This is a genomic window from Paenibacillus sp. FSL P2-0322, assembly GCF_037975315.1.
Classification (GTDB): Bacteria; Bacillota; Bacilli; order Paenibacillales; family Paenibacillaceae; genus Paenibacillus; species Paenibacillus polymyxa_B.
The window spans coordinates 955,169-974,789 of sequence record NZ_CP150243.1; the positions used below are offsets into that span (position 1 = coordinate 955,169).

Below are 19,621 nucleotides of genomic sequence, written 5' to 3' on the forward strand. Positions count from 1 at the left end.
TCAAACTGGATACAGGGTGAGCACATAGAGCAACCTGAATATAAACGTTAAGAGGGTGTGGCATCATGAAACTGGAGAACCAGGCAGATTATTCAGTCCAAAAACGATTAGCAAACGCTTCGAACAGGAATAGCGGGGTGGCCTCGTCTACAAATGTGAGTCACCGGAGTGTTCAAGGAACTTCTCCAACCTACCGTATACTGGACGATATTGAAGTGGCTGAGGATACAGAATTTGCAGGTGAACTAGGTGCACAGAACTACCGCAGCCTGTGGCATGAGGATGAACATAACGGCGCCTCTTGTAAGCTGGAGTGGGAGGGACGAACGGAGACCCACCAAATGTTTAGGAACAGCTACGAATAACGAATGTCTACTTTAATGTAGTGGATTCACTCTAATAAGTGTAGTATAGCGTTCTCCGGAATCGCATCGGGGAGCGCTATTTGTTTACTTTTTTAACGATGTGAACTGACAGGTTGACAAGGAAGCAGGGCGATGATAGACTGACTTTACTATAAAACTTATTAAACTTATCGGAATTAAAGTGAATGAATATCCTGGATGGATATTCCACGTTACTATATGAGTTTGAATTCATAAATGTGTAGTGAAGCTTGAAACAGGGGGAATCAGGATGGAACGGCAAATTGGAATTCGCTTTGAACATGAAGAACTGGCCGCAACAATTCATTATCCAAACCGTACAAATGAGGGAGATCGTCGGAGACGAGTTCCTCTCGTTATTATATGTCACGGTTTTGTGGGCAATCGTATCGGAGTAGATCGATTATTCGTCAAGACTGCGCGTGAACTGGCCGAAGGGGGATACTTTGTCCTGCGCTTTGATTTTGCCGGTTGTGGGGAAAGCACAGGTGAATACGGCAAGCAGGGGCTCGAGTCCATGATTAATCAGACACGTACCGTATTGGATTACGCCGTCAATTGCGCGGACATTGACCCGACCAAGGTGACGCTGATCGGTCACAGTCTGGGGGGCGCGGTTGCCCTTCTCACAGCCGTACGGGATAAGAGAGTACAAAATCTGGTTCTTTGGTCAGCAGTGGGCTATCCATTCAACGACATCGTCAAAATTACGGAGCGAAGCGTGTACGATGAGTCTGTTAAAACCGGTCATGCCGACTATTTGGGCTATAAATTTACGCCTGCTTATTTTGAGTCGTTAGCTCTATTTCAGCCGTTTCAGGAGGCCGTTAAATTTAACGGAGATGTGCTCGTTGTTCATGGCACCTCGGATGATATTATTCCTGTGGATTATGCATTTCTGTTTCAAAAGATATTCTGGATGCGTCCAGAGGGGCGCTGTGATAAAGAGATTATTTTCCAGGGGGATCACACTTTCTCGTCAGGTAAAGAGCGGCAACGGCTCATTGATCGGACACTTGAATGGCTGGATGAACAGGAAAATATTCAACGGGATTGGCAGCACTGGATGATCTGATTTCAGTGTGTAACGGATTGTATTGGAAATTGCGCCTCCGCCGGAGTAAAATGGAAGAGTAACACTATACTGGCGTGTGGAGGTTGGCAGCGATGACATTACCCTCAATTTTTGTTGCGCATGGTTCACCGACACTGGCTGTAGAAAATAACGCATATACCAGCTTTCTTGCAAAGCTGGGCGCGAGCCTGCCCCGACCCAAAGGAATTGTCATTTTTTCCGCGCATTGGGATAGCCCCGATCAATGTATTGGCGCGGATGATCAGCATGCAGCGTTGCACGATTTCTATGGCTTTCCCGAAGAAATGTACTCAATCGATTACCCTGCACCAGGCGATCCGAAGCTGTATGAGGAGATAGAGCATCTGTTCAGTCAGCATAACCTGTTCCACCAGCCGGTTCGGAACCGAGGACTGGATCATGGAGCATGGGTGGTTTTGCGGCATATATATCCTGATGCGGACATACCGGTCGTACCCTTATCCATTGATTCTCGGCGCGCTCCCCAGGAGCAATACGAGATTGGACGGATGCTGGCGCCTTTGCGAGAACAAGGGATTTTGATTATCGGTAGCGGCGGATTGGTCCACAACTTGCGGACACTCAAGCAGACGAGTGAGCCAGCCGATTGGGCCGTTCAATATGATGACTGGATTGCACAGCAGCTTCAAGACTGGAATTTGCGCCACCTATTCCAATATGACAAAAAGGCTCCATATGCCAAACAGGCGGTACCTTCTTATGGAATAGAGCATTTTTCACCTTTGTTTTATGCGATGGGGGCTGCGGATCATGAGCGCTCTGCGCATAAGCTTTTTCAATCGTATGTCCTTGGCTCGTTGAGTCTCAATTGTTGGGCTTTTGGTCAAGAAAGTGATACGTAAATGTAAAAAAAGAACTTCCGAATCCACATGGTCTGTGGGAATGGAAGTTCTTTTGTGTATTTTGCGTCTTTGATTAATTAGAAGGCACGTTCTTTTTTAGCCAAGTGGATACCTGCGTAGTACGCTGATCTCCATTTTGATCCAATAGTGTCATAAATGCTTTCAGCTTTTGAATGTAGGTACTCTTCGAATCCATATTACGTTGAACGACGAATTGATACCCTTTTTTGGCATTCGGATGAATCTTTCCGGTATCATAATCGAATAATGGCGTATTGTTCGTGCCATAGAAAGTATAGAAGAAGTACAGATCGTGCAATTTTTTTATAGCTTGTGTACGGTTGGAATGAGGATATTGGTTTAAAAATGCCTCCTGTGCCAGCACTCGTCCGGCTAACTGTTGATAGCCGATACGGAGCGCGGCATCCTTGGTAGCCGCCTGTCCGGATTCCATCGCCATGATGTCAATATAGCTGCGGATATCTGTCGTGGTGTGCTTCCCGAAGACTTTATATTTTTCATAGTTGATGACTGGGTAGTACATGCCTTCTGCAGTTTCAAGTTTGTAGCCGGCATCTCTTGTTTGAGTTAGCAACTTTTTCAGGTTCACATCGCTTGAACGGCTGATTACATTTGTGAACGAATCACCGGGTTTATAGATTTGATTTATTTTGGTTTGAACAGAGGCCGGGTATAAGGTCTTTGCATAGGAATCCAATTGCTGTTTCTGCGCATTTTCCAGATGAAGCACCATGATGGTAGCTTGAGAGGCTGGAATGGATTGAATATGCTTTTGCAAATAAGTGAATGCCTGAGGTAGCTTGTCGGGTTGGCGTAGTAGCTGCTCGAAGGTCTTGGAGATAAGTTGTACACTTTCTGCCTGAGATGTCGTAGTAGACGTCGCCGCTTTGACTGATGTCGTATATCCCAATCCCATAGTCTGCACTGTGAAAGTTACGGCTGCGAGCATGAGATAGGCTTTGGTAATTTTTTTCATGATATAACCCTCCATTACGTTCTTTGATGTAACTGTAGTGTATAGGGTAAATGTATCGTGAGCATTCCATGTTGTATCCAACTTGTAAACGTTTGGGGGGATGATGAATCCGATAAAAGAGTTCGAGTTAGAAGGAGCTGAAAGACCCCTTGTGAGCATAACAGCGCAAAAAAATAACCATTACCCCGGAGGATAACGGTTATTTTGGGATGTTTAAGCTATTTTTCGGCTAGGGTCAGCTGGAAAGGTATCTTTATTTTTACGAAACAGTCCACGCAGGAAGGGCAGTACCCAACGGTCAAAGCCAATTCTTCCGGCATTTGCACCAGCAACTACAAGGAAGATTTCAAACAGCAGGTAGATTGCATTGGTGCTTACTGTACCCGAGAACAGGAACGAGAAGTTCATAACCATAGCCATCAAAGCAGCCAGTGTAGTCAATGTACCGAGAAGCAGGCCAACCCCTACCAAGAACTCACCCAATGGGATCAGGACGTTGAACAAACCTACATTCGGCAGGGCAAAGGCTTCCAGGAACGATCCCCACCAGCCTTGTACAGCGGGATGGTCTCCACCTGTTTTAGCAATGGCCCCCGAGATAAATCCGCCTGCATCAAATCCACCTGTCAGCTTTTCAAGTCCGTGGGTCATCCATTCATACCCTAGATAAACCCGTACTACAGTCAGCAACCACATTGCGACTTTGTTCTCACGTAACCAGCTGTTAAACATTCAAACCACTCCTCTTTCTTAATCTATAATGTTGGTTGTATTTCATTTTGTTGGGGATGATCATCTTTGCTACACCTTTATTGTAGTAGGTTCAGTTACAGTTATTTGTGATAAAAATCACAAAGTCTAAATATTTTTTAAATTTTAATGTCTTCAGATAAGTATTCTATAGATTGGTCATGCTTCAATCAAGACAAAAACAGGAAATAAAGCTTATAATGAGAAAAATAACTAAGTGGAGGGATGAACTTGTCCGGGCCCATTTCCCAACGAAATCATTGGTTGCGTGTGATGGCCTCAGCTCTGTTATGCATGACGCTGATGTCTTGTTCTGCTATGTCCAATACGGGTGAATCTGAATCCGTTCCCCAACTGACCAAGCAAGAAACAGAGAAGGAGGCACTTGAACCGCCGAAGGAGCAGTCTATTCCGGCATTTACAGCTCCGCTCACCGGTCTTCCGGTGGAGCAGCCAGTTTTGGAGCGACCGCTCGCTGTCATGATCAACAATGCTCCGGCTGCACGTCCACAGGCAGGACTTAGCCAGGCAGACATGGTATATGAAGTTCTTGCAGAAGGTGGGATTACCCGTCTGGTCGCTTTTTTCCAAAGTCATGGCGGAGATGTAAAGATCGGACCGGTCCGTAGCATTCGACCGTATTTGATTGAGCTGGGCGAAACCTATGGTGCGTTGCCGATACACGCAGGGGGAAGCACAGATGCCTATGCGATTTTACAGCAGCAGCGGAAGGAACATCTGGATGAGATTTCAAATGGAGGGGCTTACTTCTGGCGAAGCAAAGATCGTCGTCCTCCACATAATTTATACACAGACGTGAACAGACTGCGCAAAGGAAGCGATAGTAAAGGGTATGCCAAGCAGACGGACGTTCCAGTATATTCTTACCTCAAATCCGGTGAAACCCCAGTTATGGTGGACGAGACTGCATCATCTTTACAAATTCGGTTTTTGCTTAAAAGCTATCGGGTATCTTATACCTATGATCCAGCGGATCAACAATATAAGCGTTTTGTGAACGAAAAGTCACATGTGGATCAAAATAATAACCAACAGCTCTCAGCAGCCAATGTCATTGTGATGAGCGCTAGACATCGAACGTTGGATGATGTAGGCAGATTAAGTGTTGAGTTGGACGGTAGCGGAGAGGCCATGGTGTTTCAACAAGGACGGTTAATACAGGCTGAGTGGCAACATACACCAGGCGATGCGATTCGTTTTATGAAAAATGGGGTTGAAATCCCGTTAACACCAGGTACATCCTATATACATGTGGTACCTGCAGATACTTCACTAAAGGAACATGTAACCATAGAAGCAAATTAGAAAACGAAATACACCTTTTTAGGGAAAAAATGTCGGATAATGACCTTCCATGTCGGGCAATGTATACGTATATCATGAAATTTGCTTTTACAAACATTACAAAAACATTGATGAGTGTGATAAGATAGCAAAGGTTGTCTATTGCAGTCGAAACAGGTTGCGGATATTTTCGTAAAGGGGTAATCGTTATGAGATTGAAGAAAAAGGATATATTCTTCGAGACGTTGGAAAATATGGCAGATACGATCGTGCAAGCAGCCGATTATTTTGCCCAACATACTTCAAATCTTCAGGATGTAACTTTGTTTACAAATGAAATGAAGAAGTATGAAAATAAGTGTGATGATTACACACACACGATTATTACTGAGCTGAACAAGACCTTCATTACGCCGTTGGAACGCGACGACATCATGGAACTGACAACAACCATGGATGATGTGTTGGACGGTCTTGAAGCGACGGCTTCTCGTTTTTATATGTACAATATTACGGAGCCGGACGAGTATATTGTGCAGTTCGCTGATATTTTGCGTCAATCAGCTTACGAAATTCAGAAAGCTGTGCATTTGCTTTCACAGAAAAAATTGCTGGCCATTCGTGAATACACTATTCGCCTGAATGATTTGGAAAATCAGGGGGATGAATTGTTGCGTATTTGCATTAAAAACCTGTTTGCAACTGTAACTGACCCTATTGAACTGATTAAACGCAAAGAATTGTACGAACGCCTTGAAACGACAACGGATTCATGCGAGGATGTTGCAAATATGCTGGAATCCATCATTATGCGTAACTCGTAAGGGAGTCCTTTTACATGGATACAAGTTTATTGGTATTGGGTATTGTTATTTTTCTTGCTCTGGCATTTGATTTTATTAATGGTTTTCATGATACGGCGAACGCGATTGCAACTTCGGTATCGACCCGTGCATTGACCCCGCGACGTGCGATTATTATGGCTGCGGTCATGAACTTTCTCGGGGCAATATTGTTTACAGGGGTTGCGAAGACCATTGGTGGAAGTGTCGCTGATCCAACCAAGCTTACGAATGGAATTGATATCGTCATTGCGACGCTGATCGCTGCGATTATCTGGAACCTCTTAACCTGGTGGTTCGGTATTCCTTCATCCTCTTCTCATGCATTGATTGGTGCATTGGCTGGAGCGGTGTATGTAGGTGCGGGATCGGATAAATTAAACTGGAGCGGCTTCATCGGGATTGTCGAAGGACTTATTTTCTCCCCGTTGATTGCTTTTGTTGTCGGTTACATCGTGATGATGATTTTAAAATATATCTTCGCTCATCGTAGTCCGCATACGGTGAACAAAGGGTTTCGTACAATGCAGGTCATTACAGCAGCGCTTCAGTCGTTCACGCATGGTACGAATGATGCTCAAAAGGCGATGGGGATTATTACATTCGCACTCGTTTCGGCGGGGTATCAGGACCATTTGGAAGTACCCATGTGGGTAAAAATTTCAGCCGCAACAGCCATGGCGCTGGGTACGTCTATCGGGGGCTGGAAAATCATCAAGACGATGGGAACCAAGATTTTTAAAATCGAGCCAATTAACGGATTCGCAGCTGACATTTCGGGAGCCTCTGTTATTTTCACAGCTACATTGCTTCATTTGCCCGTAAGTACTACTCATGCCATTACTTCGGCTATTTTGGGTGTGGGTTCTGCGAAGCGCTTTTCCGCTGTGCGTTGGTCGCTGGCCGGTCGAATTATTATTACTTGGGTGATAACCATACCGATTGCTGCACTGTTATCTGGATTGATTTTCAAAATTCTTTTTTAGTTCATTATTATTTCTTGAAAAAAAGGTACACACTATAGAATACACAATAAGCTTCCGTCCGCTTTTTGCGGCAGGGGCTTATTGGCATTCTAGGATAAAACTGCTTCTTCAAAGTTCACACATCCAGATAGTTCCATGAAACGTTTTTCAAAAAATACCTGACATCAAAGTAGTCAATTTTTAATAACTCCTGTAGAATAAACAGAAAACTTTGAACCGTTCAACTGACTGGAGGAAATTATGCAAAAATCTAGAAAACTAATAGCGCTCATGATTTGTTTGTTTTTTGTGGTTGCCCTGGCCGGTAATTTCGGTGTAGTGGCACATGCAGAAAATAAAACAAAGTATGATATCGGCACGGATACAACGTTCGCGCCTTTTGAGTTTGAAGATGTAGATGGTAAATTTGTCGGTATCGACATGGATTTGCTGGCAGCTATTGCCAAGGATCAGAATTTTGAATATACCATTAAGCCCCTTGGCTTTAACGCGGCAGTGCAGGCCCTTGAAACGAATCAAGTGGATGGTGTCATTGCCGGGATGAGTATTACCGATGAACGCAAGCGGAAATTTGATTTTTCCGAGCCTTATTTTGATTCAGGCGTCGTCATGGCGGTCCGCAAGGATAATGATACGGTTAAACGCTATGAGGACTTGAAAGGACAGCGTGTCGCTGTCAAAACAGGAACGGAAGGTTACACATTCGCAGAATCCATTAAGGCCAAATACGGCTTTACTACAGTACCGTTCGACGATTCTTCTCAAATGTATGATGAAGTTAAAACAGGTAATTCGGTTGCCTGCTTTGATGACTATCCGGTACTGGCATACGGTGTAAACCAGAATAACGGCCTTAAGCTGGTAACAGATAAGGAAAAAGGTGCTTCTTACGGGTTTGCTGTTAACCAAGGCAAGAACCAAGAGTTGCTGGAGAAATTTAATGCAGGGCTTGTTAATCTGCGCAATAGCGGGGAATACGATAAAATTTTGGCTAAATACCTTGGCGAATCGGGCAAAGGTGTGGCGCCTGTAGAGACCAGCCGCTGGGGACTGATTTCCGCTTCGCTGCCTTCACTGATTAAGGGCATGGGAAATACGTTGCTGTACACACTTGTATCTTTACTCGTAGCCTTTATCCTAGGATTGGTGTTTGGCTTTATGAAGGTAAGCCATAACAAGGTGTTCCGTGGTATTGCAACTGTATTCGTCGATATATTCCGCGGTATTCCGCTGATCGTGCTTGCTTTCTTTATTTACTTTGGTATTCCACAGGCACTGGATTTCAAAATGCCGCTTTTTGTTGCGGCTGTATTGACGTTATCCCTGAATGCGGGTGCGTATGTAACTGAGATCATCCGTGGTGGTATTCAATCCATTGATCCGGGACAAATGGAAGCAGCTCGTTCGCTTGGTCTACCCTATCGGACGGCTATGCTTAAAATCATTTTGCCACAAGCTGTGAAAATCATGATCCCGTCGTTTATCAATCAGTTGGTTATTACGTTGAAGGATACGTCCATTTTGTCTGTTATCGGTTTGGTCGAATTGACCCAATCGGGTAAGATCATTATTGCGCGGACCTTCCAATCCTTTGATATTTGGCTGGTAGTAGCGGTGATGTATCTTATCGTCATTACAGTCCTGACCAAAATTTCCAACCGTCTTGAAGGGAGAGTTCGCCGTGGGTAAAATTATCGTTAAAAACCTGAAAAAAAGCTATGGTAGTAATCAAGTGCTAAAGGGCATCGACATGCAAGTACGTGAAGGCGAAGTTGTGTGTGTCATTGGCCCGTCTGGTTCGGGGAAAAGTACGTTTTTGCGTTGCATGAACATGCTTGAAGAAATTACCGCAGGTGAGGTCATTGTTGATGACTACAACTTGAGTGACAAAAACGTGGACATTAACAAAGTCCGTGAAAATATAGGTATGGTATTTCAACATTTCAATCTGTTTCCGCATATGACCGTGCTCAAGAACATTATGTTCGCGCCGACTGAACTGGGCAAACAGTCCAAGACAGAGGCCCGGGAAACGGCTATGAAGCTGCTGGATCGTGTAGGTTTGGTCGATAAGGCAGATGCATTGCCAGGACAGCTTTCCGGCGGTCAGAAGCAGCGTGTGGCGATTGCACGTGCGCTGGCAATGAACCCAGACATTATGCTGTTTGACGAGCCTACCTCGGCGCTCGATCCTGAAATGGTGGGCGAAGTGCTCGGCGTAATGAAAGATCTGGCGCGTGAAGGCATGACGATGATGATCGTAACGCATGAGATGGGTTTTGCACGCGAAGTAAGCGACCGTGTCGTGTTTATGGACGGTGGTTACATCGTAGAAGAAGGAACGCCACAAGAGGTATTTGGTAATCCGAAAAATGAGCGGACCATTAGTTTCTTGGAGAAGGTATTGTAAGTGGGACAGGGTTTACGTTGAGCGTAGATAGAGCTGAGAGTGCCGCTCCGCGTTCCATTTGATCTTTCGATCGCTGTTGCCCCTGGATTTTTTTGGATTATATAAGATCTTATAAGGTGAAAATTCAGGGGCAAAGGCGAGCGCTGTCGCTTCTACAGATTCAAATGGACCGCTACGCTACGACTCGCTGATTGCTCCTTTTCGTGCAAAGAGCCTGCCTCACTCTTGAATGAGTGGGTATAGGGGAAGAGAGCGAGATGAAGATTACGCGCGTATCGTCGTTTTTGTGATGGATTCAAAACATCGTAATAAAGGCATCGGCAAGGCGTTAAATCAGGAAGCGGAAGCTCGGGCTAAAGGAACGGTTTGGATATGAAGCGACAAGCACGGGGTTTGTGAAAAAGATTTAATTATAATGAATTGATTATTTTATAAGGATATCTTGGGAGGCATGTTGGCCCGGAGATATCCTTTTCTTTATTAAAAGGAATTTAGAACTTGAGATTTGTATAATGTTAATTGGCTTATATAAAATATAAATAACATATCAGACGGAAGTGTAAGCGAGGGGGACGTACGGTGATACGTACATTGGCTATAGGTCATGATCATCAGGTAACAGTGGGAAAACCATTGGATCAGATCGTCATGGAGGATTATATATGGATGTGGGTAGATTTTAGCGAGCCTACAGATCGCGAGACGGAGCTGCTGACGAGTTATTTTCATTTTCACCCATTGGCTGTGGAGGATTGTATGCATGTTCTGCAACGTCCCAAATTGGATTATTACGAGGATGTGCAGTTTCTGGTCGTGCATGCGCTTGATGTAGATACGTTAGCTGCGGAAGAAGTGGATATGTTTATTAGCAGTCGTTTTTTGGTTACATATCACCATCATGAGTTAGAGGAGCTGGATCAAGCCTGGGAGCGGATTGTCCAGCATGCGAATGAACGCAAAATATGGTCGCGAGGACCGCTGGCTGCAGCCTACACGGTGATGGACAAGTTGGTAGATAACTATTTTCCGAGCCTTTTTATGATTGAGGATGAATTGGCCGAGCTGGAGGGCTTGGGCGGTCGCGAATCCGTAGAGGAATTAATGAAGCAGGTATTTGACCTGCGTGGCAGGCTGCTCAAGCTGCGCCGTACCATCGTACCCATGCGTGATCTGATGTACCGAGTTTTGAATTCGCAGCATGTGCAGGGCCAAGGAGATCATATGGCTTATTTTACCGATATATATGATCATTTATTGAAGCTGACAGACATGCTGGAGGCCGACCGCGAGATGACAGCCGACCTGAGGGACAGTTATATATCGCTCAATTCCAATCGCATGAATTCAATTATGAAGACACTGACCGTAATTACGACCGTTTTTATGCCCTTGACGCTGATTGCAGGAATCTATGGTATGAATTTTTCGAATATGCCCGAGTTGGCCTGGAAATATGGATATTTTGGTGTACTGTTCTTCATGTTTTTGTTGAGTGTTGCAATGGTGATCTGGTTTATGCGCCGAGGCTGGTTCAAATAGTATAGTCTACTTTCTTTTGCGTTTGCGCGGACGTCTGCGCGTGGTGGTGGTGCTTTTGCGCTGTGTCTTTTTCCGACGTGGGCGTGGTGGTGTGTATTCATCCAATTCCTCGGCGATATCTGTTGCAGAATTTTTGCTCGCGGATTTGCCGAATGCTGGGAGAGAGCCCATAATCAGCTTCGCCATTGGAGCAAATTGCTGCACACTGGACATGACCTTTTGCACCTTGCCGACCGTAGCAACAATTCCATCAATACCACCCATACGGTCAATGAAGCCTTTGATTTCGTTGAGATTACTGAGGTTGCCAAGACCTCCAAGCAGTCCTCCTTTGGCTGGAACCGGGTCTGGTGTGACCACGGCAGAATCCGTAATACTCGCTGGCGCCTCGTAAGGAACCAGCCCGGAAGAACCGGCTTGCGGAACCTCGTTGTATGGATCGAGTCCGGGATAAGGAGATGAACTATACGGATCGGAAAGGGAGCGCTGTAGCGGCCTCCGATGATAGTAGTGTCCAGGCATGAGATCACATTCCTTTGCAGGTTGATACTCTACTGTATGTTACAAACGCACAGTGGGTTTAGGCGCGTGTCCCGAAATCAGGTATAAAAGCGGATTTGGGCATTCGTACGGTACGTTTCTATGGTCATAATGTTGTTCTGTAATGCGTGAAACCGTTAATGCTTGAAAAACCGACTATTCCTCGGGTACAATGAGGAGAGATCGTAACCTTGGGAGATGATAATCCATGCAGCTTAAGAAGCTTAATGATAAAAGTATTGATCAATTGTTCGAAGCTATTTTAACTCTTAAAAATTTGGAAGAGTGCTATGTATTTTTTGATGATCTGTGCACGATTAATGAAATTCAATCCCTCTCCCAACGTCTGGAGGTTGCCCGTATGCTAGGCAAAGGCAGCACATATAATCAGATTGAAGCAGAGACAGGGGCCAGTACAGCCACCATTTCACGTGTTAAACGTTGCCTGAACTATGGTAATGATGGGTATAAAATGACTTTGGAACGTCTGGGACGCTAATGCGGAGCCCTGGGATACTGGTAATCAGCCACGGCTCTAGGGAGCCTTATTGGGTGGAACAGGTGGATCAGGCAGTTGCAAAGCTCCATTTGCCGGAAGAAATACCGGTAGAGGTTTCATTTTTGGAAACGGTTAAAGAAAGATTGATTCAAAATGGTATTGACCATCTGGAAGCCTTGGGTGTAACAGATATATTGGTTATACCTTTGTTTGTGTCATCAGGCAGTACGCATGTAGATGAGATTAGCTATGCGCTGGGTGTCAAAGATGCGCCGGACAAAGAAACAGATTTGAAGCCGTTTCGAATGAAGGCGCGAGTACATTTTGGCAGTCCGCTGGATGATGGAGAAGATGTTGCCCGCATGGTGTGGGACAAGGTTCGCCCGCTGTCGGCCGACCCTGCGAGAGAGGTTATTTTACTCGTAGGTCACGGCAGTGTGCACAACGGCTTTTTTCAGCGCTGGGAGCAGGGGATTTCTTCCCTGGCCCGTACGGTGCAAAGCGTGAGCGGTATCATCACGGACCACGCTTTGCTAAATCCCGAGAGTGTGTACGACAAGGCAGCGTATTGGAATCAGGAGCGGGGTCATGATGTTATTGTGGCACCGCTATTTTTGAGTTCTGGATATTTTACAAGTCACATAATTCCTAAACGCTTGCAGGGGCTCGAATACCGTTATTCAGGAGATCCTTTATTGCCGCATCCTTTGCTCACAAGCTGGATGGATAGACAAGTTCGTGAATTATTGCAAAGTGTGCAGAAGCAAGCAAGGTCAAGTCATAGGTAGTCTAGTTCGGCTATAGCGTCATCTTAGCCTTAAATTTCCTTATTTGGGCAAAGTCTGGCTTCTTTTATTGTAAAAGAGGTCTTTTTCCAGTATGATGATATTTTGTACAGACTGAATGTGATGAACTGCTATGTGAATATAAATATCATTAAATATACGGGTGGCGTAACGGAATGAAAAGAGCTAGATTAATCTATAATCCGACCTCTGGGCGTGAGGAAATGAAGCGTCGTCTTGCGGATGTTTTGCAGCGCCTGGATGAAGGTGGTATTGAAGCCTCTTGCCATGCAACTACGGGTGAAGGGGACGCAACGCGTGCCGCAATAGAGGCTATTGAGCGTGGGTATGACATGATTATCGCCGCTGGTGGCGACGGTACATTGTATGAGGTCATTAACGGGATGGCTGAAAGAGAAAACCGCCCACCCCTAGGTGTGTTTCCTCTGGGGACGACGAATGATTTCGCCAGAGCACTGGGCATCCCCAAGCACTGGGAGGATTATTGCGACCTAGTTATTCGTCAAAATCCGAAACCGCTGGATATCGGAAAAGCGAACGACCGCTACTTTATCAACATTGCAGGCGGGGGAACTTTAACCGAGCTTACGTATGAAGTTCCGAGCAAGCTAAAAACGATGATTGGCCAGTTGGCGTATTATTTTAAAGGTATGGAGAAGATGGTCAGCCTTGCTCCACAGGAGCTGATCATCAAGGCATCGGGTCAGGAAGTGATTCACGACGAGTTTATGCTCTTCCTGATTGCGAATACGAATTCGGTGGGCGGGTTTGAAAAGCTTGCTCCCGGGGCGACAATAGATGATGGGCTCCTCGATGTCATCGCTGTACGGAAATGTAATCTGGCGGAAATGATCCGATTGGTAACACTCGCACTGCGTGGTGAGCATTTGCAGGACAAGAAGATTGTTTATTTTAAAACAGATTACATGGAAGTGACCTCACCCGGCTATGTCCAGCTTAATCTGGATGGCGAACTGGGGGGCACTTTGCCAGCGACGTTCCGGAATCTGCCGCATCATTTGAATGTTTTCCGGTGAGGAATGATGAGGAAATACTTCTGCTTCCGGGCGGCAACGCAATATAGTATATGGAATGAAGAGTAGGTAGTTGTTTTTGTGAACATATTGGTTCTTGCCGTTCTCCGTAGGGAGTAACGGCATTTTCGAGTTGATGTTTGTATGTTTAGATGACCATTCTAATTAGACGACCGAAGGAAAATACCGCATAAAAAAATATCGCATAAAAAGAAGATCAGAAAGAAGTGACAATCATGACGAATAACCGTAGCGGACGTGGAAAAAGCCGCCGGAATGCAGCGACAGCAACTCCTGTTCAAGGAAATCAGCACAAAAAGACTATGAAGGCGACAAGAGAGAGAGAACCGGAACAGTCTCGAGTTAGAGCTGGAAATGGGCTGCTTCAAGCCGAAATCAAACATAAAAATGGAAATGTGAATGAAAATATGAATGATTCGAATCGGAAGAAGAGAAAGAACGGACAAGATTCTCGTCGCTCTTCCAGAGGTGGGCGCAGTCAGGAAGCTTCCAATCATATCCGATCCAGTGCAGAGCGTACCGATCTGCCTGTGCAAAAGAACGATGAGGCCGTGATAGACATCATCGGCATGAACCATGACGGCGAGGGTGTAGGACGTGTTGAGGGTTTTACGCTGTTCGTTCCAGGTGCGTTACCGGGGGAAAAGGTACGGGTAAAGGTGCTGAAAACGAAAAAGCAGTATGGGTATGCCAAGCTGCTGGATATCGCACAGGCCAGCCCTGACCGGATTGCAGCTCCGTGCGCCATCTACGATCAATGCGGTGGCTGCCAGATCCAGCATATGAGCTACGAAGCGCAGCTGGGCTGGAAACGCCAGCATGTCGTGGATGTGCTGGAGCGTATCGGGAAGCTGAGTGTGGCTACAGAGCCCAGTGAGCATACTGCACAGGTTTTGGCTACTTCTGCAGATACAGATGGTGAGGCCGATACAGTCACGACTTCTGATTCGGCCATGAATGCGGATGGAAATGCCGACAGCATGTCGCGTGTACATGGCGTAGTCGTGCATCCTACACTCGGTATGAGTGAGCCTTGGCGATACCGCAACAAAGCCCAGGTGCCGATTGGTGTCACCGAGGGTGGGCTTGTCGGCGGTTTCTACGCACGTGGCAGCCATCGAATTGTGGATATGAACACCTGTCTCATTCAGGATGAGCGTAATGACGAAGTTGTCGCACGTGTGAAAGAGATTGGCCGAATGCTGGGCATCAGTGCATATAATGAAGAAACCGGACGTGGGCTACTGCGCCATGTCGTTGTAAAGACCGCTTTTCGCACGGGTGAAATGATGCTGGTGCTCGTCACGAATGGACGAGATATTCCGCACGCTGATGCGTGGATCGGCAGTATCCGTGAGCATATCCCACACGTGGCAAGCATATGCCAGAACGTGAATACGAAGCGAACGAACGTTATTTTTGGCGACGAGACTCGTGTACTGTGGGGTCGTGACGTGATCTACGACTACATTGGAAACGTACAGTTTGCGATTTCCGCGCGATCCTTTTATCAGGTGAATCCCGTACAAACAGAAGTGCTGTATAGCAAAACCGTCGAATATGCCGGGCTCACGGGCAAAGAAACGGTAATTGATGCGTATTGCGGCATCGGCACGATCTCCTTGTTCCTCGCTCAGCATGCAGACCAGGTGTATGGGGTGGAGATCGTCAAAGAAGCCATCGACGATGCACGAAGTAATGCGCTATTGAACGAAATGCGTAATGTGAAATTTGAGGTAGGCGCGTCCGAAGATGTCATTCCTGCATGGAAAGAGCAAGGCATCACCGCCGACGTTATCATCGTCGATCCGCCCCGTAAGGGCTGTGATCCACGCCTGCTCGACACCATTCTGGAGATGAAGCCAGAGCGCGTGGTGTATGTATCGTGTAATCCAAGCACATTGGCACGGGATTTAAGGATATTGGAGGATGGCGGGTATAGTACTGTGGAAGTGCAACCCGTAGATATGTTTCCGCATACGGTGCATGTGGAGTGCTGTTCACTATTGGTCAGAAAAGACTAATAGTTGAGGTGTATTGGCGTTTGAAAAAGGTAAAAATCAAAACAAACTTACTGATAAAAACATCAATAAAATTATCGAAACGTACCGAAATCGTGTATATGTTGATAAATATGCTCACGTGGCACCACTTGAAGAAATCAAAGCAAATGAGTTTAACTTAAATATTCCTCGCTACGTGGATACGTTTGAAGAAGAGCAAGTCATTGACCTTGCCGAAGTGAGTAAGCTTTGAGAACAAGATAATCAAGAAATCGCTGAACTTGAAGCCAAAATTAATGAACAGCTGAAAATTTTGGGTATTCATGTGTAGAAATTGACGAAAAGGGTCGAGGATATTATTCCTCGGCTCTTTTTTTAAGCCATTCGCTTGGGAATGGCGTAGGCTGGGGGAAGTTATGCCGTGCAGTATTTCTATGAACTGCGGCGCAGTACGTTATAGAAGATGGCAAGGAGGGGCGGCGCTCTTCCTTTTTTTGCGAGTCTTTTGGGGAGTATGCTCCTCTCTTGGGTATGATATACTCATTTAGATGTCTATGCTTAACATATACTGACGTTTGAACTACGTTGCTTAAACATGTTATATGTGAAGAAGAAGCAAGGACATGAACAGGTTAGCTTTACCATTTTGGGACCAAAGATTTGTCCTGGTATTTATAGAGGAGTTTTTGATATGACGAATAATTTTTGGCGTGAGTTGCCACGACCTTTTTTTATACTGGCACCGATGGAAGATGTGACGGATGTTGTGTTTCGCCATGTCGTAAGTGAAGCAGCCAGACCGGATGTGTTTTTTACGGAGTTTGCGAATACAGAGAGTTATTGTCACCCGGAGGGGAACAAAAGTGTACGCGGGCGTTTGACTTTCACAGCGGATGAACAGCCCATGGTGGCCCATATCTGGGGAGATAAGCCAGAATACTTTCGTGAAATGAGCATTGGTATGGCGAAAGAAGGCTTCAAAGGCATCGATATTAATATGGGTTGTCCCGTAGCGAATGTAGCCCAGAATGGGAAGGGAAGCGGCCTGATCTGCCGTCCCGAAATCGCAGCGGATATCATTCAGGCCGCCAAAGCCGGGGGACTGCCCGTCAGTGTAAAAACAAGGCTCGGTTTCACTGCCGTAGATGAATGGCGCGACTGGTTGACCCATATTTTGAAACAAGACATTGTGAATTTGTCCATTCATCTGCGGACAAGAGAGGAAATGAGCAAAGTAGACGCTCACTGGGAACTGATTCCGGAGATTAAGAAACTTCGTGATGAGGTGGCACCAGATACACTGCTGACCATTAACGGAGATATTCCGGACCGTCAGACCGGCTTGAAGCTCGCTGAGCAATATGGTGTGGATGGCATTATGATTGGGCGTGGTATTTTCCAGAATCCATTTGCGTTTGAGAAGGAGCCGAAGGAACACAGCGGTGAGGAATTGCTTGAACTGCTGTGGCTTCATCTAGATCTCCATGATCATTATTCAGCGCAGGAGCCACGTTCGTTCAGCCCTCTCGCCCGCTTCTTCAAAATATATGTCCGTGGATTCCGAGGGGCAAGTGAACTCAGAAACAGCTTAATGAACGCCAAATCAACAAGTGAAGTGCGTACATTGCTTGATGAGTTTGGAAGCAAGGAACATGATGAGGTAGAGTAACGTGGAAATTAAATTGCCAAGTTGGGGAACGGGCTGTTAGTAGGCATTGAAAACATAGGAGGGTATATGTCCTGGAGTAAATTGAAGCAACAACTGGAGAGCTTCCGCTGTCCTGCGTTAGACGGAAGGGTCGAATACCGAGCGACCAGTTACCGTTATTTGCCTGATAAGTCTGGAATTTGTTATATAACTGTAGATAAGAAGAACATACTCAATATGAATGATATCACTAGTCCAATCAAATGGTATCAGACGGAGTTGGAGATCAAGAATGATCCAGATATCCAAGTTCCTATCAGCAATGAAGAAATTGAAGCGGTCAGAAAAGATACTAATGGGAACGTTCCGGAGGATCGTCTACAAGTAATTGCAAGAAGTAGAAAAATATCAGAGCATGCAAAGGAGCTTTTGTCAGCACAGGCCTCATTAAGCAAGTCTAATTTTAATGTTGTAGCTAATAAGTTTTTAACTACTTCTATAGAGGAAAGCTTAGAGAGTAATGATATCTTATTGAATATTCTAGCTTTAGTGGACAGACGAGTTGGAAAAAAGCGAATATTAAACATGACCGAGAAGATGAAGTTAAAGCATCCCATTGTGCAGTGTTTTTATGAACTACGGCGTAGTACGTTATGAAAAAATTAACTTTCATTGAAAAGTATTCTTTAGCCAAACCGGATTCTCCCTGAAAATAAAGGTAGTATGATAAGAGGTTACCGTAATATTGGACAATAATGGTTATTTCTAAACTAATAATTGAATTGAAAACGATTAAAAACTCTTCATTATCCTTTAGGCAGTATGTTAAGTTGTTTTTAGAAAATTATATACAAATTAAAAAGGAAGGGAAATATAAAGAACACAACGGAAACGATAACCAGATGAATGAATTATTAAGTTTATTCTTACCTTATTATTAAATACCAAGATAATCATTAATAATAATTGAGAAGATACCAAGGATTCCTTAAAAGGAGTCCTTTTTAAATTTCATCAAAGTTAATGATTTTCAGTCCTTTAAAATGATATTATTTATGCATAGGCTAATAATCCTATCAATTTTAATGTAGTGTGAGGGAGAAAACAAATGAATGCAAATTTCGGAGAAGAATTGGTGTATTGGTATCTTAGATTAAATGGCTTCTTTCTTATTAATAATTTTGTTTTACATCAAAATAGTGAGGGAAGGACATCCGACGCAGATTTGTTAGCTGTTCGATTTCCATATGTATATGAAGAAACAGGCGGTAGGTTAGAGGATTGGGATCCGTTGTTACTTTCTTACTTTGAGCCAGGGAAAACAATAGGAATTATTTGCGAAGTAAAAACAGGTCTCAACTTTAACACCAATAAAATTTTTCAAGATTATAATGTGAATAAGTCTGTCCAAAGAATTGGATTTACGAGTAACGAGTTAGATTACCAAGAAATTTTTTATAACTCTATGGTTAGTTTTGGAGATTATCAGATAGCCAAGCTGCTAGTAACAAGAAAACTTCATAATCCCAAAAGTGATTGCTTACATATCAAAATGGTTCACATTAGAAGTTTCCTACGGGAAAGGATGCATAAATATATGGACCGGAAGTTGGGAGACCGTATGTTTTTTTCTTCTTCATTACTTCAATATTTAATATGGGATGAAAGTTTAAAAATGAATCGGTGAGATTCAAAAAGTGGTTCCTCTGATATAGAGTGTACAAAAGACGACGTTTATTTGCGTCAAATAGCCCAAAGTTCCATGAATGCGATGCTTATTGAACCAGTTGACGTAATCGTATAATTCCAAATCTAAATGACGAAGGCTCTGAAAGCTCATCTGGTTCAAAACTCCGTTTTAATGATCTTATAGGTGGCATCAGCCACGGCGTTTGG

Annotated in this window: 20 protein-coding genes and 2 pseudogenes; 18 read left to right on the forward strand and 4 right to left on the reverse strand. The window is 44.7% G+C overall.

All coding sequences use genetic code 11. The annotated features are described in order from the left end of the window. Nucleotides 1–65 precede the first annotated feature (65 nt). The 3 genes from MKY24_RS04350 (at nucleotide 66) to MKY24_RS04360 (ending at nucleotide 2,345) form a co-directional block, all read left to right on the forward strand. On the forward strand, nucleotides 66–365 hold the full coding sequence (locus tag MKY24_RS04350) for a hypothetical protein (RefSeq protein WP_023987079.1): 300 nt from the start codon (nucleotides 66–68) through the stop codon (nucleotides 363–365). Nucleotides 366–636: 271 nt separating this feature from the next. Continuing rightward, on the forward strand, nucleotides 637–1,461 hold the full coding sequence (locus MKY24_RS04355; RefSeq protein ID WP_339201462.1) for an alpha/beta hydrolase: 825 nt from the start codon (nucleotides 637–639) through the stop codon (nucleotides 1,459–1,461). A 92-nt stretch (nucleotides 1,462–1,553) separates the two neighbouring features. Further along, nucleotides 1,554–2,345 carry a class III extradiol ring-cleavage dioxygenase gene (locus MKY24_RS04360; protein ID WP_023987081.1) on the forward strand — a complete coding sequence of 264 codons (792 nt, stop codon included), beginning with the start codon at nucleotides 1,554–1,556 and terminating at the stop codon, nucleotides 2,343–2,345. 73 nt (nucleotides 2,346–2,418) lie between these two features. Here the strand turns inward: MKY24_RS04360 and MKY24_RS04365 are convergent, their stop codons facing one another. Both MKY24_RS04365 and MKY24_RS04370 read right to left on the reverse strand, forming a co-directional pair. Beyond that, a complete protein-coding gene (locus MKY24_RS04365; protein ID WP_069080216.1) occupies nucleotides 2,419–3,342 on the reverse strand; it encodes a hypothetical protein in 924 nt (307 codons plus the stop codon). Nucleotides 3,343–3,555: 213 nt separating this feature from the next. Continuing rightward, entirely contained in the window at nucleotides 3,556–4,074 is a 519-nt protein-coding gene (locus MKY24_RS04370; RefSeq protein WP_023987083.1) for a DoxX family membrane protein, read from the reverse strand. 249 nt (nucleotides 4,075–4,323) lie between these two features. Between MKY24_RS04370 and MKY24_RS04375 the strand changes: the two genes are divergently transcribed. The 7 genes from MKY24_RS04375 to corA all read left to right on the forward strand — a co-directional run bounded on the left by MKY24_RS04375 (nucleotide 4,324) and on the right by corA (nucleotide 11,174). After that, entirely contained in the window at nucleotides 4,324–5,418 is a 1,095-nt protein-coding gene (locus MKY24_RS04375) for a DUF3048 domain-containing protein (protein WP_023987084.1), read from the forward strand. 188 nt (nucleotides 5,419–5,606) lie between these two features. Continuing rightward, nucleotides 5,607–6,221 (forward strand): DUF47 family protein, encoded by a 615-nt coding sequence (locus MKY24_RS04380; protein ID WP_007428879.1) that lies wholly within the window; start codon nucleotides 5,607–5,609, stop codon nucleotides 6,219–6,221. A 14-nt stretch (nucleotides 6,222–6,235) separates the two neighbouring features. Beyond that, nucleotides 6,236–7,225 (forward strand): inorganic phosphate transporter, encoded by a 990-nt coding sequence (locus MKY24_RS04385; protein ID WP_023987085.1) that lies wholly within the window; start codon nucleotides 6,236–6,238, stop codon nucleotides 7,223–7,225. A gap of 240 nt (nucleotides 7,226–7,465) precedes the next feature. Further along, complete coding sequence (locus MKY24_RS04390) at nucleotides 7,466–8,914, forward strand: amino acid ABC transporter substrate-binding protein/permease (protein WP_023987086.1); 1,449 nt, start codon at nucleotides 7,466–7,468, stop codon at nucleotides 8,912–8,914. Next, entirely contained in the window at nucleotides 8,907–9,635 is a 729-nt protein-coding gene (locus tag MKY24_RS04395) for an amino acid ABC transporter ATP-binding protein (protein ID WP_339201463.1), read from the forward strand. Before MKY24_RS04390 ends, MKY24_RS04395 begins: the two co-directional genes overlap by 8 nt. A gap of 229 nt (nucleotides 9,636–9,864) precedes the next feature. After that, nucleotides 9,865–10,011 carry a GNAT family N-acetyltransferase gene (locus tag MKY24_RS04400; RefSeq protein WP_081327454.1) on the forward strand — a complete coding sequence of 49 codons (147 nt, stop codon included), beginning with the start codon at nucleotides 9,865–9,867 and terminating at the stop codon, nucleotides 10,009–10,011. Nucleotides 10,012–10,214: 203 nt separating this feature from the next. Beyond that, nucleotides 10,215–11,174: a magnesium/cobalt transporter CorA gene (gene corA, locus MKY24_RS04405; RefSeq protein ID WP_339201464.1), complete on the forward strand. Its 960-nt coding sequence runs from the start codon at nucleotides 10,215–10,217 to the stop codon at nucleotides 11,172–11,174. A 6-nt stretch (nucleotides 11,175–11,180) separates the two neighbouring features. Here the strand turns inward: corA and MKY24_RS04410 are convergent, their stop codons facing one another. Next, nucleotides 11,181–11,696 carry a tyrosine protein kinase gene (locus MKY24_RS04410; RefSeq protein ID WP_075153753.1) on the reverse strand — a complete coding sequence of 172 codons (516 nt, stop codon included), beginning with the start codon at nucleotides 11,694–11,696 and terminating at the stop codon, nucleotides 11,181–11,183. Between the two features lie 226 nt (nucleotides 11,697–11,922). Between MKY24_RS04410 and MKY24_RS04415 the strand changes: the two genes are divergently transcribed. From MKY24_RS04415 to MKY24_RS04450, 8 genes and pseudogenes are all read left to right on the forward strand, one after another. Then, nucleotides 11,923–12,213, forward strand: coding sequence for a YerC/YecD family TrpR-related protein (locus MKY24_RS04415; protein WP_007428885.1), 291 nt, complete (start codon nucleotides 11,923–11,925; stop codon nucleotides 12,211–12,213). Then, nucleotides 12,213–13,001, forward strand: coding sequence for a CbiX/SirB N-terminal domain-containing protein (locus tag MKY24_RS04420; RefSeq protein WP_076317402.1), 789 nt, complete (start codon nucleotides 12,213–12,215; stop codon nucleotides 12,999–13,001). The genes MKY24_RS04415 and MKY24_RS04420 overlap by 1 nt, the downstream gene beginning before the upstream one ends. Before the next feature lie 173 nt (nucleotides 13,002–13,174). After that, complete coding sequence (locus MKY24_RS04425; RefSeq protein ID WP_013308843.1) at nucleotides 13,175–14,056, forward strand: diacylglycerol kinase; 882 nt, start codon at nucleotides 13,175–13,177, stop codon at nucleotides 14,054–14,056. A 233-nt stretch (nucleotides 14,057–14,289) separates the two neighbouring features. Then, nucleotides 14,290–16,098 (forward strand): 23S rRNA (uracil(1939)-C(5))-methyltransferase RlmD, encoded by a 1,809-nt coding sequence (gene rlmD / locus MKY24_RS04430; RefSeq protein ID WP_339201465.1) that lies wholly within the window; start codon nucleotides 14,290–14,292, stop codon nucleotides 16,096–16,098. A gap of 19 nt (nucleotides 16,099–16,117) precedes the next feature. After that, a pseudogene (locus MKY24_RS04435) lies at nucleotides 16,118–16,408 on the forward strand (N-6 DNA methylase); the annotation flags it as partial. Between the two features lie 360 nt (nucleotides 16,409–16,768). Then, nucleotides 16,769–17,746 carry a tRNA-dihydrouridine synthase gene (locus MKY24_RS04440; RefSeq protein ID WP_339201466.1) on the forward strand — a complete coding sequence of 326 codons (978 nt, stop codon included), beginning with the start codon at nucleotides 16,769–16,771 and terminating at the stop codon, nucleotides 17,744–17,746. A gap of 66 nt (nucleotides 17,747–17,812) precedes the next feature. Beyond that, nucleotides 17,813–18,382 carry a hypothetical protein gene (locus tag MKY24_RS04445; RefSeq protein ID WP_339201467.1) on the forward strand — a complete coding sequence of 190 codons (570 nt, stop codon included), beginning with the start codon at nucleotides 17,813–17,815 and terminating at the stop codon, nucleotides 18,380–18,382. A 451-nt stretch (nucleotides 18,383–18,833) separates the two neighbouring features. After that, nucleotides 18,834–19,412, forward strand: coding sequence for a hypothetical protein (locus tag MKY24_RS04450; RefSeq protein WP_339201468.1), 579 nt, complete (start codon nucleotides 18,834–18,836; stop codon nucleotides 19,410–19,412). Between the two features lie 3 nt (nucleotides 19,413–19,415). Here the strand turns inward: MKY24_RS04450 and MKY24_RS04455 are convergent. Next, nucleotides 19,416–19,618, reverse strand: a pseudogene (locus MKY24_RS04455) (IS3 family transposase); the annotation flags it as partial. Nucleotides 19,619–19,621 lie beyond the last annotated feature (3 nt).

Coding starts and splice junctions, on each gene's coding strand:
- MKY24_RS04350 (WP_023987079.1), top strand. CDS start 66: ATGAAACTGGAGAACCAGGCAGATTATTCAGTCCAAAAACGATTAGCA.
- MKY24_RS04355 (WP_339201462.1), top strand. CDS start 637: ATGGAACGGCAAATTGGAATTCGCTTTGAACATGAAGAACTGGCCGCA.
- MKY24_RS04360 (WP_023987081.1), top strand. CDS start 1,554: ATGACATTACCCTCAATTTTTGTTGCGCATGGTTCACCGACACTGGCT.
- MKY24_RS04365 (WP_069080216.1), bottom strand. CDS start 3,342: ATGAAAAAAATTACCAAAGCCTATCTCATGCTCGCAGCCGTAACTTTC.
- MKY24_RS04370 (WP_023987083.1), bottom strand. CDS start 4,074: ATGTTTAACAGCTGGTTACGTGAGAACAAAGTCGCAATGTGGTTGCTG.
- MKY24_RS04380 (WP_007428879.1), top strand. CDS start 5,607: ATGAGATTGAAGAAAAAGGATATATTCTTCGAGACGTTGGAAAATATG.
- MKY24_RS04385 (WP_023987085.1), top strand. CDS start 6,236: ATGGATACAAGTTTATTGGTATTGGGTATTGTTATTTTTCTTGCTCTG.
- MKY24_RS04390 (WP_023987086.1), top strand. CDS start 7,466: ATGCAAAAATCTAGAAAACTAATAGCGCTCATGATTTGTTTGTTTTTT.
- MKY24_RS04400 (WP_081327454.1), top strand. CDS start 9,865: ATGAGTGGGTATAGGGGAAGAGAGCGAGATGAAGATTACGCGCGTATC.
- MKY24_RS04410 (WP_075153753.1), bottom strand. CDS start 11,696: ATGCCTGGACACTACTATCATCGGAGGCCGCTACAGCGCTCCCTTTCC.
- MKY24_RS04415 (WP_007428885.1), top strand. CDS start 11,923: ATGCAGCTTAAGAAGCTTAATGATAAAAGTATTGATCAATTGTTCGAA.
- MKY24_RS04420 (WP_076317402.1), top strand. CDS start 12,213: ATGCGGAGCCCTGGGATACTGGTAATCAGCCACGGCTCTAGGGAGCCT.
- MKY24_RS04425 (WP_013308843.1), top strand. CDS start 13,175: ATGAAAAGAGCTAGATTAATCTATAATCCGACCTCTGGGCGTGAGGAA.
- rlmD (WP_339201465.1), top strand. CDS start 14,290: ATGACGAATAACCGTAGCGGACGTGGAAAAAGCCGCCGGAATGCAGCG.
- MKY24_RS04440 (WP_339201466.1), top strand. CDS start 16,769: ATGACGAATAATTTTTGGCGTGAGTTGCCACGACCTTTTTTTATACTG.
- MKY24_RS04445 (WP_339201467.1), top strand. CDS start 17,813: ATGTCCTGGAGTAAATTGAAGCAACAACTGGAGAGCTTCCGCTGTCCT.
- MKY24_RS04450 (WP_339201468.1), top strand. CDS start 18,834: ATGAATGCAAATTTCGGAGAAGAATTGGTGTATTGGTATCTTAGATTA.